General features: G+C 68.0%; 12 protein-coding genes and 1 tRNA gene. 4 read left to right on the top strand and 9 right to left on the bottom strand.

Annotation, left to right across the window (positions count from 1 at the left end):
• Positions 1–135: 135 nt before the first annotated feature.
• A complete protein-coding gene (locus ACIRON_RS29475; RefSeq protein WP_402998555.1) occupies positions 136–900 on the bottom strand; it encodes an IclR family transcriptional regulator in 765 nt (254 codons plus the stop codon).
• A gap of 91 nt (positions 901–991) precedes the next feature.
• Here ACIRON_RS29475 and ACIRON_RS29480 point away from each other — a divergent pair, with 91 nt between their 5' ends.
• From ACIRON_RS29480 to ACIRON_RS29495, 4 genes are all read left to right on the top strand, one after another.
• Positions 992–2,176 carry a M24 family metallopeptidase gene (locus ACIRON_RS29480; protein ID WP_402998558.1) on the top strand — a complete coding sequence of 395 codons (1,185 nt, stop codon included), beginning with the start codon at positions 992–994 and terminating at the stop codon, positions 2,174–2,176.
• Positions 2,166–3,944, top strand: coding sequence for a hydantoinase B/oxoprolinase family protein (locus ACIRON_RS29485; RefSeq protein WP_402998559.1), 1,779 nt, complete (start codon positions 2,166–2,168; stop codon positions 3,942–3,944). Before ACIRON_RS29480 ends, ACIRON_RS29485 begins: the two co-directional genes overlap by 11 nt.
• Positions 3,945–3,964: 20 nt before the next feature.
• Positions 3,965–6,061, top strand: a complete 2,097-nt coding sequence (locus tag ACIRON_RS29490; RefSeq protein ID WP_402998561.1) for a hydantoinase/oxoprolinase family protein — start codon at positions 3,965–3,967, stop codon at positions 6,059–6,061.
• A 102-nt stretch (positions 6,062–6,163) separates the two neighbouring features.
• Positions 6,164–7,618, top strand: coding sequence for a purine-cytosine permease family protein (locus ACIRON_RS29495; RefSeq protein ID WP_402998562.1), 1,455 nt, complete (start codon positions 6,164–6,166; stop codon positions 7,616–7,618).
• A 43-nt stretch (positions 7,619–7,661) separates the two neighbouring features.
• On the opposite strand, the gene ACIRON_RS29500 is transcribed toward ACIRON_RS29495, so the two are convergent.
• The 8 genes from ACIRON_RS29500 to ACIRON_RS29535 form a co-directional block, all read right to left on the bottom strand.
• Positions 7,662–8,621 (bottom strand): AraC family transcriptional regulator, encoded by a 960-nt coding sequence (locus tag ACIRON_RS29500; RefSeq protein ID WP_402998564.1) that lies wholly within the window; start codon positions 8,619–8,621, stop codon positions 7,662–7,664.
• An 83-nt stretch (positions 8,622–8,704) separates the two neighbouring features.
• On the bottom strand, positions 8,705–10,198 hold the full coding sequence (locus ACIRON_RS29505; protein WP_402998567.1) for a flavin-containing monooxygenase: 1,494 nt from the start codon (positions 10,196–10,198) through the stop codon (positions 8,705–8,707).
• Positions 10,199–10,208: 10 nt separating this feature from the next.
• Positions 10,209–10,988: an SDR family oxidoreductase gene (locus ACIRON_RS29510; RefSeq protein ID WP_402998570.1), complete on the bottom strand. Its 780-nt coding sequence runs from the start codon at positions 10,986–10,988 to the stop codon at positions 10,209–10,211.
• A gap of 188 nt (positions 10,989–11,176) precedes the next feature.
• Positions 11,177–11,252: transfer RNA gene (locus ACIRON_RS29515), tRNA-Val, on the bottom strand.
• 198 nt (positions 11,253–11,450) lie between these two features.
• Positions 11,451–11,915 (bottom strand): peroxiredoxin, encoded by a 465-nt coding sequence (locus ACIRON_RS29520; RefSeq protein ID WP_091051975.1) that lies wholly within the window; start codon positions 11,913–11,915, stop codon positions 11,451–11,453.
• Entirely contained in the window at positions 11,912–13,576 is a 1,665-nt protein-coding gene (locus ACIRON_RS29525; RefSeq protein ID WP_402998573.1) for an AMP-binding protein, read from the bottom strand. The genes ACIRON_RS29520 and ACIRON_RS29525 overlap by 4 nt, the downstream gene beginning before the upstream one ends.
• Positions 13,577–13,645: 69 nt before the next feature.
• Complete coding sequence (locus tag ACIRON_RS29530; RefSeq protein WP_402998576.1) at positions 13,646–14,062, bottom strand: DUF3052 domain-containing protein; 417 nt, start codon at positions 14,060–14,062, stop codon at positions 13,646–13,648.
• Between the two features lie 146 nt (positions 14,063–14,208).
• On the bottom strand, positions 14,209–15,768 hold the full coding sequence (locus ACIRON_RS29535; protein WP_402998579.1) for a TIGR03767 family metallophosphoesterase: 1,560 nt from the start codon (positions 15,766–15,768) through the stop codon (positions 14,209–14,211).
• Positions 15,769–15,852: the final 84 nt, after the last annotated feature.

Raw genomic sequence — 15,852 nt, forward strand, 5'->3', positions numbered from 1 at the left:
TCGGGTCGATAGGCTCCGGCGGAGGCTTGCGGCTGTGTCGCCGGTCACGCTGGAGGTGTGGGCACGCTATTGACGGCGGGCATCGACGATCCACGCTCTTCGTGGGGAATTCCTCTCAGGGAAATTCCACACACATCATCGAGCGGGGTTGCCCAGAGCTTCCTCGGTCTGCTCGACCGCGTCGTGCAGGGCGGCGACATAGTCGGGCACCTTGCCGCGCTCGAACCGGCTGCTGGGGATCGCGAGCGAGATGGCGAAGATCGGCCGACCGAGGGCATCCTTCGAGCAGACGGCCACGCCGTCGACGCCCTGGGCGGACTCCTCGATGCTGAGGGCGTAGCCGCGGTTCCGGACGGCGTTGAGGTGCCGCTTCAGGGAGTTGAGGCTCGTGATCCGGGAGGCGCGAGCCGGCGGCAGACCGTCGGCGAACACCTCCTCGAGCTGTTTGCCGTTGAGCTCGGAGAGCAGAGCCTTCCCCGCCGCCGACGCGTACGCCGGGATGCGGTCCCAACGGTCGGTCTCGACGTGCGAGGGGGTCGGACCTGCGACGCCGTCCACCCAGCGCAGCAGCGGCCCCTGGCGCACCCAGACATGCACGGTCTCGCCGACCGTACGACTCAGCCGATCGATCACGGGATGGATCAGCGTGCGGAACTCGCCGACGTCGCGACCCCGCACCTGCTCCGGCCTCATCTCGGGCCCGAGACGGTACTGGCGGTCGCGGTCCTGCATGGCGAAGCCGTCGTAGCAGAGCGCGGTCAGAAGACGGTGTGCGGTCGACGGAGCGACGCCGAGCAGCTCCGCGGCTTCCTTGACCCCGAGGATCCGGCCGTCACGGAGCTCCTTGAGCAACACCAGTCCGCGATGAAGCGACTCGATCGGAGGTGTGGAATTCGCCACAACGGAAAGGATAACGCCGGACGTTCTCGGCCCTCTTCCGGCGTGACTATGGTCACGGCACCTCGACAAAGACCCGCTTCAGGAGGTCCCCATGTCCCAGTCCACCGACGAGAGAGATCGGCGTTGGGCCGCGCTCGGCCAGGTGATGGCCGACCACGATCTCGATGCTCTCGTCTTCGCGGCCAATGACTACCGCGGCCACAAGGGCGCCCTGCGCTACGTGTCCGACTACAACCTGTGTCACAAGTACGGCAACGCCGTCATGATCCGCGACCGCGAACCCGTGCTCGTGCTGTCGGGCAGCCTGGTCAGCGCCCGGAAGCCGCCTTCGGGCTGGGTCAGCGACTACCGGTTCCCCCAGACGACCGCCGGCGGCCTCGTCGATGTCCTCAAGGAGGCCGACCGCCTCACGAAGGTCGGTGTCGTCGGGCTCGGCCAGGTGCTCAAGGTCAACGAGTATCTGGCTCTCACCGAGGCCTTCCCGCAGTGCGAGTTCGTCGACTTCACCAAGGAGTTCGAGTCCGTACGCGCGGTCAAGAGCCGCTACGAGCTCGAAGGTGCAGAGGAGTCGGCCTTCATCCTCGACCAGTGCTTCGACCGCCTGCTCGAGGTCGTACGACCGGGAATCACCGAGCGCGAGATCGCGGCCGAGATGCACCGCGTCGGCCACCTGCTCGGTGGGGAGGATCCGATCTTCTTGTCGATGCACACGGACGAGACCAACGAGCACTCCCAGTCGACCTTCGACAGCCCGCGGGACCGAGTTCTGGCTCCACACGACGTCCACACGTTCTCGTTCGAGATGATCGGCCCCCGCGGCTACTGGACCGAGTTCTCCCGCATGGTCACCTTCGCCTCCCCCGACGAGGTCAGCTCGCGGATGGCTGCCGCGGTGAGAGCCGGCATCGATGGCGGCGCCGCCGCCATGTCAGCGGGGTCCTTGCCCGGTGACATCCAGCGCAAGGTTCTCGACGGTGTCGAGAGTCATGGCGCCTCGACCTCCTACTGGTCGGGGCACTCCCTCGGGCTCGACGTCATCGAGGACCCGATGATCGGGCTCGATGTCGTCGAGGACCCGAACCAGTCGGCCGCCAGCACCATCGAGGAGAGCATGGTCATCACGCTCCATCCGATGGTGCAGGACCAGGAGGGCCGCGGAAGCGGTTACATGTCCGACACTTTCATCGTGGAGGCAGGTGGTAGCCGGAAGCTGTCCGCGCACCCCACCGGCCTTCACCTCGTCTCCCGAGGAGGAGTCAGCATCCATGAGCAGTGAGCAGCCGGGCACCACGCCCACCCAGTCGGTCGAGATCGACCCGATCACCGCGTCGGTCCTTCAGCGCAGGGTCGACTCGATCACGAAGGAGATGGCGACCATGCTGATGCGGTCGTCACGTTCGCCGATCTTCAACGAGATCGGTGACCTGGTGACGGTCATCTTCGACCGCAACGGCAACACCCTCGCCCAGGCGGAGTTCGCTGCGATCATCGCCTTCGGCGCGCACCCGTCGCTGGAGTACATCATCGAGTACTTCGGCGACGACATCCACGAGGGCGACGTCATCATCCACAACGACGTCTACCACGGTGGCAACCAGAACGCCGACACCGGCATCTTCATGCCGATCTTCGCCGAGGGTCGGCTCATCGGGTGGACCGCTGCGAAGGGGCACCTCGCCGACATCGGCGGCATGACCGCCGGCGGCTACAACCCGAATGCGCGCGACATCTGGCAGGAAGCCTTGCGGATCCCTCCGGTCAAGCTCGTCGACCGGGGTGTCCCCCGCAAGGACGTCTGGGACCTCCTCTCGGCCAACATCCGCTTCGCCTTCGTTATGGAGGACGTACGCGCCATGGTCGGCTGCTGCACCGTCGGGGCCCGTCGCGTGGTCGAGGTCGTCGACCGCTACGGGCTCGACAGCTACGAGGCCCACTGGAGCTACATCCTGGACAGCTCGCGGCGTCAGGTGGAGGCCGAGGTCGGCCGCTGGCCCGACGGGAAGTACCACGGCGAGAGCTTCATGACCTCCGACGGCGTCGACCCGAGGAAGAAGTACAGGATCGCCGTCGACATCGAGATCGCGGGCAGCGACATCACCTTCGACTTCTCCGGCTCCGACGACCAGTCCCCCGGCATCTGCAACATGCCTCCCGCCGCGGCCAAGGGCGCGGTCCGCATCGCGTTCCTGATGCTGATGGCCAGCGGCGGCATCCGGATCCCCACCAACCAGGGCCTGTTCGCGCCGACCGCCACCAAGTTCCGCAAGGGATCCATCGTCGACCCCGAGTTCCCCGCCGCCACGATCTACGGCAACCAGTTGTGCGACGAGGTCGTCGAGGCGATCATGCTCGCGCTGGCCGACGCTCTTCCGGACCGGGTCTGCGCCGGCTGGAACAAGTACATGTGCACCGCGACCAACGGCATCGACCCTCGCACCGGCGAGCCGTTCGCCGCGTTCACCGTCTTCCAGCGTACGGGTCCGGGCGGCGTCCAGGGCCAGGACGGCTGGGACGCCCTCGGCTTCACCGGCACCGCAGGTCAGATGCGTTATCCGGACCCCGAGATGCTCGAGATCACCACGCCCCACTTCCTGGAGTACGTCGAGTACCTCCCGGATTCCGCCGGCTCCGGCGAGTTCCGCGGCGGCTACGGAACCCGGGCGGCCTGGCGCACCTATGGAGAAGGCCAGATCGGCGTCACCCTGGCCGACAACATGGCCCACGAGGGTGCCTTCCCCGCCCGCGGCCTGTTCGGCGGACACGACTCGGCCCTCAACGAGCTCCGGGTCGAGTTCCCCGACGGACGTGCCCAGGACTGGGGCTCCAAGGAGATCATCGAGCAGCCGGTCGGCACGCGCATCATCTCCAACGCCGGCGGCGGCGCCGGCTACGGCGACCCGCACAACCGCCCCGCTGCGAAGGTGCTCGCGGAGGTCCGTGACGGCCTGCTCTCCGCCGAGAAGGCTCGTGCCGACTACGGCGTCGTACTCACCGCTGACGGCCAGACCGTCGACGAAGCCCAGACCGCGGCGCTCCGCGCCTGACGAACCCGAAGGACCCACTCATGAGCATCCGTATCGGAATCGATGTCGGCGGGACGTTCACCGACTTCCTCGTGATCTACCCCAATGGCAGCCGACGTATCCACAAGACCAGCTCGGTCCCCTCCGACCCGCCGCAGGCGGTCCTCAACGGCCTGCGCGAGCTCGCCGACATCGAGGGCACCACGGTCGAGGAGTTCGTCGATCGGGTCGGCATGATCGTGCACGGCACGACCGTCACCACGAACGCCTTGCTGACCCGCCGCGGCCCGAAGACCGCGATGCTGGTCACCGACGGCTTCCGCGACGTGCTCCCGATGCGTCACGGCACCCGCGAGGACGGCTACGACAACCTGCTGGCGATGCCCGAGCCGTTGGCGCCCCGTCACCTGCGCCTCCCCATCGAGGGCCGTATCGACTATCAGGGTGCCGAGGTCACCCCGCTCGACGAGGACGGTGTCCGGGCTGCGGCCGAGGTGCTGCGCGAGCAGGACGTGCAGGCGGTGGCGATCTCGTTCATGCACTCGCATGCCAACGCCGAGCACGAGAACCGCGCGGCCGAGCTCCTCGGCGAGCTGCTTCCCGACGTCTACCTCACCGAGTCCGCCGAGCTGCTGGGACAGGCTCGCTACTACGAGCGCTCGAGCGCGGCCGTACTCAACTCGTACGCCGGTCCGATCATCTCGTCCTACCTCTCGACCCTCACCGGTCTGCTCGAGAAGATCCGTTTCGGCGGACTGCTGCTGATGATGCAGTCCAACGGCGGCGTCGCGACACCCGCCGAGCTGGCTCGACGGGCGGCCCTGTCGCTGCTCTCCGGCCCCGCCTCGGGACCGACCGCCGGTCTCCTGGTCACCGCGGAGCACGGCTGGGACTCGTGTCTGACCGTCGACATGGGTGGCACCAGCTTCGACGCCGCGGCGGTCAAGGACGGCAAGCCGCTGGTCATGACCGACGGCAGTATCGACCGCTGGTCGTTGGCCCTGCCGTCGGTCGACATCCACACGATCGGCGCCGGTGGCGGATCGATCGCCTCGGTCGACGAGGGTGGCCTGCTCAGCGTCGGCCCGCAGAGCGCCGGCGCCGTGCCGGGCCCGGCCTGCTACGGCCGCGGTGGCGACCGGGCGACGACGACGGACGCTGATGTCGTGCTCGGCTATCTCGATCCCGACAGCTTCCTCAACGGCCAGATGTCGTTGGACAAGGCAGCGGCCGAAGAGGCGATCCGCCGAGACGTCGCCGAGCCGCTGGGCCTCACGGTGCTCGAGGCGGCCGCCGGCATCTACGAGATGGTCAACGTCTCGATGGCCTCGGGCGTACGCGACATCACGGTGCGCCGCGGGCTCGACCCGCGCGACTTCCCGATCGTGGTCGCCGGTGGCGCCGGACCTGTCCACGCCGCGGCCATCGCGGGCGAGCTGGACATCCCGGTGCTCATCACGCCACGCGACTCCTCGATCTTCTGCGCGGCCGGCATGCTCGTGTGCGACTTCAAGCACGACTATGTGCAGAGCGCCAACGACCGACTCGACGCCCTCGACCTCGCCGGCCTGGTCCAGACCTGGAAGTCGATGGCCGAGGAGGGCCGCAGCACTCTGCACGGGGAGGGCGTCGGCGACACCTCCATCACCTTCGAGCCGTCGCTCGACCTTCGCTACAAGGGGCAGTGGTACGAGCTCAACATCCCGCTCGACGCGGCGATGCTGGACAACCCCGACGTCACCACGATCTCGGGGGCCTTCCATGCCGAGCACGAGCTCCTCTTCGGTTACCACAGCGAGGAGATGCCGATCGACGTACTCAACATCCGCCTCTCCGCGGTCGGCCGGACGTCGGACGAGCGGATCGATCTGAGCTCCGAGGTCGCGGTCGACAAGCCGGAGCGACCCGCTCGGCGCGAGATCTGGTCACCGGCGCAGAAGGCGATGGTCGAGGTCGATGTCCACCAGGGTTCGGCGATGGGCCCGGACACACGCCTCAGCGGGCCTGCCGTGATCGAGCTCGGCACGACCACGATCGTCGTGCTCGACCAGTACGACTGCGTCGTCGACCGCAGTGGCTCGTTCGTGATGTACCTGCGCGATCGCGCCGCTGAGATCGAGGCTCAGCTCAACCTCTGAGGCAAACACCCTCGGAGGCAGACAACTTCTCGGGCCATCAGCACCCGGTCCGGCGCCCGTCGCGCCGGACCGGGATCCACCCAACCCGTCAGGAGTTCCGTCATGCCGGAAAACAGTTCAGGACGGTCCGGTCTCCGGGCCGTCATCGAGGACAACGCTCTTCAGTCCGTCCCTGCCGATCAACGCAAGAGCGGCTGGGCGCTCTTCGCCAACACCGCCGGCGTGGGGTCGACCCTCGTCGTGCTCGGCGTCGGTGCCGCCGTGACGTTCACCGCCGGCACCAAGTGGGGAATGGTCGTAGCTCTGGTCGCGGCCGTCTTCGGTTCGGCGCTCGGCTGGGCGGTCGGCCGGATCTGCCAGGTCGCAGGCACCTCGTCGACCGTGACCTCACGGTTCTACGGCCTCGGCTCCCGTGGTTCCGCCGTCGCCTCGCTCGTGTTCGCCTTCATGATCCTGGGCTTTCTCGCCCTGGAGAACGCGCTGCTGTACTACGGCACGATCTTCATGTTCGGCTGGGAGCCGTCGGCCGCCAACAAGATCGGCATCTACGCCGTGCTGACCCTTGCGTGGATCGTCCTGACGACCTTCGGGCTCGGCCTGGTGCAGAAAGTGTCGCTGCTGCTCACCGTGGTCTGCGGAGTCCTCTTCGTCGTAGTGACCGTCGTCGCGCTGCACAGGTCGGGGATCACTCTCGCCGATGTCTGGGCCTACAGCCCGCCACATGTCGAATGGGAGCAGATCACAGCGGCTCTCTCCATCATCGCCGGTATCACCGGCGCGCTCGCTCTCGTCGGCGCGGACTTCAGCCGCTACGCACGCACGTCGCGAGACGTCCGGATCCTCGCGATCGGCGGCGCGATCGTGGTCAATGTGGTGGTCGTGGCCATCGGGACGGTCGTGTTCCAGGCCGGCAACCTGGTCGTCGCCGACTACCTCGCCGACCCGGCCAACGCTGCCCAGGCGGCCAGTCAGGCAGGTGCCACGGTGGCGGACAAGATCGCCTTCATGTCCGCGGCCAATCCGGGCGCCTACTTCATCGTGCTCTCCGGCTTCCTCGGCTTCCTGGTCATGTACGCAGCCCAGGCCAAGGCACAGGTCCTGAACACCTACTCCGGCTCGCTCGCGCTCAGCAACCTCTCCGACGCGGCCTTCGGGCGCAGCCCCGGCCGCCTCTTCTGGGTGGTGCTGGGCAACGTGGTCGCGCTGCTCGCGATCTGGGGTGACATCCTCGACCGGATCAACTCCTTCCTCGGCCTCCTCGGGATCCTCACCACGGCTCTGTGCGCCTTGATGATCGCCGACTTCTTCGTCGTACGCCGCGGTCGGTCGGTGCGGTTCGACACCGTCGAGCAGTTCAACTGGGCCGGCATCATCGCCATGCTCGGTTCTTCCGCGCTGGCCTACTGGCTCCAGGACTCCGGGCGGACGAACCTCGGCTTCCTCGTGGCTCTCGTGCTGTGTCCGGTGGCGTACATGGCGCTGCGCGCCAGCGTGCTCCCGGAGGGACGGGGTACGACGATGGTGGCGGCCGCGGGAGCGCTGGAGCTCGTCGAGTAGGCCCCTGAGCTCGCACCTGGCGCGCTGATCTCCCGCCGGGAGGTCAGCGCGCCAACGTCTGTGACGGCAGTTCCCCGAACCGCGAACGATACTCGCCGGCGAATCGACCGAGATGGAAGAAGCCCCAGCGGGCTGCGACCACGCTGACAGTGATGGAGAGCGGATCCGCGACCACAAGATCCCGACGGGCTCGCTCGAGCCGCGTACGGCGTATCTCGGCGAGAGGAGTCGTGCCGAGCTCGCGCCGGAAGGCCTCGTGCAGGGTGCGTGCCGGGACCCCGACCATGGCGGCGAGATCGGCGACCCGCCAGTCGCGTTCCGGCGCGTCCTCGATCAGCGCCTGGGCCGCACGCACGGTCCGAGGCACGTTGGTGGTGCCCCCGGCCGGTTCGGTCGCATTGTTGGGCTGGACCGCCAGGAGCGCCGCGATCAGCGTCTGCTCGTAGCTCGATGCGACCAGCGGTGAGCGCAGCAGATCGCTGGATCGCTCGACCTGCTCGAGACCGACCTGGAGCAGTCGCATCCAGTCGCGCGCGGCTGCCCCACCCAGCGGCATCCTCGGGTCGAAGGTGAGGCAAGCACCGTTTGACGGATCGCCGAGCGCCTCGACCGCGGCCCGGCGGATGTAGACGACGACCTTCTCGCAGTCCGCGCTCCACGTCATGTCGACCGGGTCCTCCGGTGAACCGACGAACGCGGTCTCTCGGTCGACAAGGACCTCGCCGCCGCCGGTGCGTACCCGGGCGCGCCCCCGCAGCGGAACCTGGACGAGGTAGAAGTCGTGGAAGCGGCCCGGCGTGATGCGGACATCCGCGCCGTACCGCATGTAGTTCAGAACGACGTCCTGGCCGACAGGGGCGGCATTGTGGACCAGATCGAGACGCCCATCGCGGCGACACAGCGCGAGCTCGTGCGGGCAGTAGCGCGCGGCCACCTGCTCACGAGCGTCATCGAGCTCGCGGGTGGCGATCACCGGATGGTTGCTGAGCAGATCGGAGCTCATGCGGATGCTCCTCGGATGGGAAGGGTCCCGCCGACACTAGATCGGCGGGACCCATTCTCACCCTGCTGTGGCGCGAATTTCCGTCACGCGGAATCTGTGCGACGCGTTGCCCGGGCGCCGACGCGCTTGACCAGCCTCGGGGTCACCTTCCGATACGCCCGTGGGCTGACCGGAGCCAGCCAGTGCAACGCCTTGGCCGCAGGGCTGGCATCGATCCCGACGTCGCTCAGCACCTCGTCGATGTTGTGCATGGAGAATGGGACCACATTGGTCCCTCGCGCCGAGTGGCCGTCGGTACGTGCCTCCATCCATTCGACTCGGTCCCGGACCACGGAGCGCATCGTCTCGACGTCGGGGAGCGTGTGCTGACCCGCCAGATACGACCCGATCCACACCGCCGCCATCTCCGCGGACAGCGGCGAGAAGAACGAGGAGTTGTATCCGGCGAACGTCAGATTGGGTACGTCGAGCGGGAGGATCTGGCGATAGAGCTCGAAGTTGCCGCGCTCGTCCTGCAGGCGCGCCTGGACCTCGGCCGGCAGGAACGGCACGTCCTGGCGGAAGCCGGTGCCGCAGATGACCAGGTCGGCGCGAACCACCTGGCCGTCGGAAAGCTCGGCGTGCGGCTGTCCGTCCTTCTCGAGGAAGCGGGAGACCACCGTGTCGCGACGGACGCCGATGGTGCCTTCGGCGACGGCCTCGTAGAAGCCCTCGCTGGCCAGCGAGACCGAGGCCTTGGCGATGCTGGAGAACGGAGCGCTGGGAACCAGGCCGAGGTCCTCGAGGGCGAGCTGTGAGGTCACGACCTTCTCGACGCTGCCGAGCATGCCTGAGGCGATCGCCGAATCGTTGGCGTGAAGGACCTTCTCGAAGCCCTTCAGGGTCTGGTACGGGAAGAGCGCCTCGCCGAGCCTGGTGAGCAGCAGGTACTTGTAGTTCAGCACGCCCTTGAGCTTGCGCGGCACCTTCCACAGAAGGCCACGCGCGACGACCGTGGTGCTCGCCGCGACCTTGCTGACCTCGACCGCGACGTCGCAGGAGGACTTGCCGTAACCGACCATGACCACGTTCTTTCCGCGGACCTCCTCGAGGCTGGCCAGGTCGCTGGTCGCGAGGATCCGGCCACCGGCCGCGTCGAGCTCATCGACTCCGGCGAACTCCGGGAAGGCAGGCTCGCAGAAGATGCCGTTGGCGACCACCAGGTGGTCGTACTGCTCAGCGCCCGTCGGCGTGCGGACCAGCCAGCCCTGGCCGCCGACGAGCGGGGCGGCCTCGGTGACCTCGGTGTTGAGGCGCAGGCAGGAGGCCAGGTCGAAACGTTCGACGTACGACTCGAGGTACTCCTGGACCTGCGCGCCTTCCAGCCACTGCGGGAAGCGGCGCGGCATCGGGTGGTCGGAGAAGCAGTACGTCTGCTTGTTGTTCTGCGTTCGCAGGCCCGGGTAGCGTCGCGTACTGCTCCAGACCCCACCGACATCAGGCGTCTTGTCAAACACGGTCACGTCGTGGCCGAGCTGGCGCAACACCTTGGCTGAGGCGAGTCCTGCGAACCCTGCGCCGACAATGGCGATCTTCATCGGTTGCTCCTCAGTCCATCAGCTGGGGGATCGCGGGCACGGCCTGCTCGGGGCCCATCGCCGAGTAACCGCCGTCCACGGCCCAGTCCGCGCCGGTGACCGCAGAGGCCGCATCCGAGGCCAGGAATGCGACGACCTCGCCGACCTCGGCGGGATCAGCAGCACGGCCGGTCAGGTGGAACGGAGCGGCCACGGCATCAGTCTTGGCTCGATCTCCGCCCGAGAGATCGTCCATGATCTTGGACCAGGTCCAGCCAGGGCTGACGGAGTTGACCCGGACCCGGTCCGGGGCAAGGTCCATCGCCATGCTCCGGGTGAGCTGCATGACCGCCGCCTTGCTCGCCGGATAGGTCCACCGTCCCGGCTGCGCGACCTTGGCCGACACCGAACCGAAGTTGATGATCGAGGCATGGCCGCTCGCCTTGAGCCACGGCAGCGCCGCCTGCACGACCGCCACCATGGAGACGACATTGACGTTCAGAGCGGTCATCCAGTCAGCACGGGAGGTCGCCGGCCCGTCGTCGAGGTAGACGCTGGCGAGGTTGACCACGATGTCGATGCCACCACGCTGATCCGCTGTCGCGTGCATCAGGTCTGCCAGCTGCGCATCATCGGTGACGTCAGTACGTCGGTACGTCACATTCGGGCCGGTGAGCACGGACGCACCGGAGTCGTCGATGTCGGCGACGACCACATGGGCTCCTGCCTCCGTCAGAGCAGCCACGACACCGTGCCCGATGAGCGTCGAGCCACCAGTGACGACGGCTGTGCGTCCGTCGAGTACTCCCATAGTTCCTACCTCCAAGTCGCGTCTGAGGAAACGACGTTAGAGATGCACGTCACACGGCGGCTAGCCAATGCCCGCAGGGTCTGTCCGGATCCCGCAGATCCGGTGAGCTGAGTGGCTCAGGCATCGCCGATAGCCCGGCGAGTCGATCCGGATCGACTCTCGATCCCGTGGTTCAGGAGATCCAACAGTGGTGGACGCAGAGGGACTCGAACCCCCGACATCCTCCTTGTAAGGGAGGCGCTCTACCAACTGAGCTATGCGTCCAAAGCGCCCCAAGAGTACGCGATCAGGGGCGGGCCCGACGAACCGGGCCGACGTACTAGCCCTGAAATGGAAGTTGAGCCGCTGACGTCTCGGGTCATCAGCGGCTCAACACCTCAAGAGTAGATCCCACCCCGGGCATCAGAAAAGCGATGTAACCAGCCTGTTAACGGAACTTTGATGACCGGTAAACTACTTTGCTCACACCGCCGCGTGGAGCTGGCGGAGGTGCTCGTCGAGGTCGCGGCCGTCGGCGTTGTCGTTGTGCACGGCCCACCGCACCACGCCCGACTTGTCGATGATGTAGGAGGACCGTCGCGGGGCGCCGGTGCGGTCGTTGAAGACGTCGTAGGCCTGAGCGACCTCGCCGTGCGGCCAGAAGTCGGAGAGCACCGAGAAGTTGAGCCGGTCGGTGTCGGCGAACTGCCGCATGGCGTACACCGGGTCGCACGAGATCGCCAGGACCTCGGTGTCGAAGGTGACGAACTCGTCGAGCCGGTCGCGCAGACCGCTCATCTCACCGGTGCACACGCCGGAGAAGGCGAACGGGAAGAAGAAGATCGCCACCGCCTTCTTGCCGTGGAAGTCCGAGAGGGTGACGTCGGCACCGAACTGGTCGCGCAGCGTGAAGTCCGGAGCCGGACCACCGATCTCAAGTCCACTCACTGCTCTGCCACCCTCTCGCCGTTCGATCCTGCCGCCTCGATGTCCCAGGTGGCCAGCTCGCGCCGGAGCACCTTGCCGGTCGCGTTGCGCGGCAGAGCATCGGTCACGACGATCTCGCGCGGCACCTTGAACCGAGCCAGATTCTCCTTGACCCAGTCCTTCAACGCCGCATCGACGTCGGCCTCGGCGCCAGGAACCAGCACCACGAACCCGCGCAGCCGCTTGCCGAAGTCGGCGTCGTCGACCCCGACGCAGGCAGCGTCGGCGACGAGCGGGTGGCGGATGAGGCAGTCCTCGACCTCCTGCGGGAAGACGTTCTCGCCACCGGAGACGATCATGTCGTCGTCGCGACCCTCGACGTAGAGCCGCCCGTCGGGCCCGAACCGCCCGACATCACCGGTCGCCATCAGACCGTCGACGACCTCCTTGCCGCCGCCGCTGGTGTAGCCCTCGAAAAGGAGCCCGTTGCCGACGAAGATCCGGCCGGCCTCACCATCAGGCAGCGGTACGCCGTCGCCGTCGAGGATCCGCATCCGGGTCCCCCACGGCACCTTGCCCGCGGAGGTGGGTGCCTCCCGCAGGTCGACGGGGTCGGCGATCGAGGCGTAGGAGACCTCGGTCGAGCCGTAGACGTTGTAGAGGCTGTCGCCGAACCGGTTCATCCACTCCAGCGCGAGATCGCCGGGAAGCGCCGAGCCGGAGGACGCGACGGCCTTGAGCCGGGAGGCGATCCCCTCCAGGTCGTACGCAGCCAGCGTCTCCTCCGGCAGTGACAGGATCCGCTGCATCATGACCGGGATGACCACGAACGAGTCGGCCTCGGTCTCCGCGAGGGTCGCCACGGCGTCCTCAGGGTCGAACCGGCGACGCAGGATCATGGTGGTGCCGAGCAGCTCGGCGAAGAGCAGGTGGGCGAGCCCCCAGGTGTGGAAGAGCGGGGCGGCGACGAAGCAGCGCCAGCCGTCCTTCATCGGCATCCGCGACATCAGCGCGACCGCGGCGTCGAACCCGGCCTCGGGGCGCGGCGCCGACTTCGGCGCCCCCGTCGTGCCCGAGGTCAGGATCACGATCCGACCGTGCCGCTTCGGCGGCACCACCGGCCGGGCGTCACCGGAGACCAGCGACTCCAGGGTCTCCCCCGAGTCCGCCGAGTCCACCCAGGCAACCAGCCGTGGCGCAGAGGTCGCCCCGGACAGCAGCCCGGTGAACTCCTCGTCATGGATGATCAGGGCAGGCTGGTCCCGCTCCAGCACCCCGACGAGCTGCGGACCGGCGAAGGCGGTGTTGAGGTAGAGCGCATCGGCGCCCAGCTTCGCGACCGCCAGGGTCGCGTCGACGAACCCGCGGTGGTTGCGGCACATGATCGCGACCCCGTCACCCTCACCGACCCCCCGAGCCGCCAGGGCCCGGGCGATCGCGTTGGAGCGGCGGTCGAGCTCGGCGTACGTCAACGACCCGAGCTCGTCGATGACCGCGGTGCGCCGCGGGTAGCGGTGGGCGAGGCCGATGAACCCTCCGGCCGGCCCGGTGCCCCAGCGCGCCAGGGTCACTCCGGTCCGCGCGAGCCCGAGCGGATTGACCGGCCGGATGATGCCGGAACCGGCCAGGATCATCGCCGCGGATCCAGCGGTGCGCGCCTTGGCAGCCGTAGTCGAGAACACCGTTGGGAGTCTAGCCAGCCTCACGCGAGGACTCCTGCGGGTGTCCAGGGACCCCGAGAATCGCTGACATCAGACAGGCGTCTTCGGCGCCAGCAGACGCGTCGCGGCCCAGTCCTTGCTCACAGATGCGGTGGTGGTCTGGGACAGTCCGGCGATCGGCGCGGCCTCGGCGATGTCGGCCGGGTCGACCGCACCAGGGCGGCCCACCTTCGGCGTCAGCAGCCAGATGACGCCGCCGCCGACGAGGTCGGTCAGCGCGTCGACGAGGCTGTCGACGAGGTCGCCGTCGTCGTCGTCGCGCCACCACAGCAGCACGGCGTCGACGACGTTGCCGTAGTCACCGTCGACCAGGTCCGCGTCGAGGGAGTCTTCGATGGCGACCCGAAGCTCGTCATCAGTGTCGTTGTCCCAGCCCAGTTCCTGGATGACCATGCCGGACTTGAGGCCCAGCCGGTCCGCAGGCCCTGTGGCTGCGGTCGAGCTCACGTGTCTTTCCTCCAAGGTGCTTGGTATCCACGCCGCTTGCGTGGACTTCGATTGGTGGTAGTCCAGCGGAGAACGCTGGTCCACGCAACCCCAACCGCCTGTCATTCGCTAGATACCGGCGTGTCGGAGGCCTTTCAGGAGGCTTTTCAGGCCCTCGGATCGAGCAGATGGAGCAGTACGTTGCGATCCTGCGCCGTTCCTGCCGCCGGGTGTTCGGCGAGGCGCACCTGCGGTCCCTGCCAGTCGTTGGCGGACAGCTCACGGGAGAGCGAGGCGAGGTGGCCCACCTCCTCGATCGAGCCGCTCCAGCGGGCGGGACCGGCGTGGTCGAGCATCGTGGTGGCGATGGTGAGCACGTCCCCGTCGGAGATGAGCTCGACGATCCGGCCCTGCTGCGGCCAGTCGACCAGGGACGGAGCGGTGACCTCCCACCACGAGCCGCGAGGCTTCACCGACGTACGATGCGTGTGTCCGTTGAGCCAGAGCACGGCGCTCTCATGGCGTGAGACGGTCTGCTCGACCTCGTCGCTGAGCACCCGCCGCGTGCCGCCGACGCCGCTCATGTCGTTGACCAGCGAGGCGACGTCGTGGTGGCTGGCGATCACCGCGAGCCGTTCGTCGTAGTCGGTGGAGGCGAGCACGGCGTCGAGCCATTCGAGCTGCTCGGCGTCGATCGAGCCCTGGAAGCCGCCGGCCGGGTTGACCGTGTCGAGGACGACGAAGGTGACCTCGTCGTTGACGTCGTAACGGTAGTAGGGCTTCCCGCCCGCCTTGAAGCCGTGGCCCGGCGGCTGCGCCTCGTCGTGCACGTGGGAGTCGACGAACTCCTGCAGCGTGGTCTGCCGGCGACGCCGGTCGGGCGTCACCTCGTACGGCTCCAGCTCGGCCAGCATCCCGAGCGCCACCGGGTCACCCGAGATCAGCCCGGCGATGAGCTTCGCCTTGGCCTCGTCGGTCCAGTGCTCGGGCATGGCGATCGCCTTCAGATCGCCGACCGCGATCTCGCCGATGGCCGAGGTGCCCGGCACGGTGCCCTGCAGCAGCCCGTCGTGGTTGCCGTTGACGGCCAGCCAGGGCACCTCCAGCCCGGGTGAGTCGATCGCGCGGCGCACGGCCTTCAGCAGCCCCGGGACGAGCGGGAAGCCGTGGTCGCCCCGGCGCATGTCGTGCGTCTCGCCCTGGGGGTGCCAGAAGCGCTTGTCCGGCAGCGTGGCGACGCCTTCGTAGTGCAGCATGTCGCCGGAGTCGGGGGTCAGGCGACCGCCGTCGAGCAGCGTCAGATACCAGTCGAGCTCGTTGTACTGCCCGTTGTCGGTGTTGTCGCCGGTCGCGATCGCCAGGTCGAGCGGACCACCGCCGATCGGACCCTCGGTGATCTCGTTGACCGCCTCGACCATCGCCGCGCCGACCTGCGCGGTCAGCAGCTCCTGGGCCCGGTACGTCCCGATCTCGTCGATCAGCTCACGGGTCGTGCTGTCGGGGTCCATGAGCCGGTCCAGGACCTCGACCCGCGCCGGCGACTGGTGGTCGCAGATGTGCATGTCGGACAGGTGCGCGACGGTCAGCACCGGCTCGCCCAGCTCCTCGGGCTTGCGAGCCAGCTCGGTGCGCGAGATGTGGCGCTCCTGCGGGCCCTCGGCCAGACGTACGTAGGTGCCCTTCCGGCCACCTGCGACGATCCGCCCGCTCTCGCTCGTGACACCCATCTACGCCGCCTCTTCTCCTCAGGACCGGCCGCCGCGGTCCGTGCGCGAACGATACTCCCCAGCAGCACATCGCGGTGGCCCTGG

The organism is Nocardioides sp. NPDC101246 (genome assembly GCF_044767415.1).
Classification (GTDB): Bacteria; Actinomycetota; Actinomycetes; order Propionibacteriales; family Nocardioidaceae; genus Nocardioides.

Excerpts from the sequence above, each read along its gene's own strand:
- ACIRON_RS29485 (WP_402998559.1), top strand. The coding sequence starts at position 2,166 with ATGAGCAGTGAGCAGCCGGGCACCACGCCCACCCAGTCGGTCGAGATC.
- ACIRON_RS29505 (WP_402998567.1), bottom strand. The coding sequence starts at position 10,198 with ATGAAGATCGCCATTGTCGGCGCAGGGTTCGCAGGACTCGCCTCAGCC.
- ACIRON_RS29490 (WP_402998561.1), top strand. The coding sequence starts at position 3,965 with ATGAGCATCCGTATCGGAATCGATGTCGGCGGGACGTTCACCGACTTC.
- ACIRON_RS29510 (WP_402998570.1), bottom strand. The coding sequence starts at position 10,988 with ATGGGAGTACTCGACGGACGCACAGCCGTCGTCACTGGTGGCTCGACG.
- ACIRON_RS29535 (WP_402998579.1), bottom strand. The coding sequence starts at position 15,768 with ATGGGTGTCACGAGCGAGAGCGGGCGGATCGTCGCAGGTGGCCGGAAG.
- ACIRON_RS29495 (WP_402998562.1), top strand. The coding sequence starts at position 6,164 with ATGCCGGAAAACAGTTCAGGACGGTCCGGTCTCCGGGCCGTCATCGAG.
- ACIRON_RS29480 (WP_402998558.1), top strand. The coding sequence starts at position 992 with ATGTCCCAGTCCACCGACGAGAGAGATCGGCGTTGGGCCGCGCTCGGC.
- ACIRON_RS29500 (WP_402998564.1), bottom strand. The coding sequence starts at position 8,621 with ATGAGCTCCGATCTGCTCAGCAACCATCCGGTGATCGCCACCCGCGAG.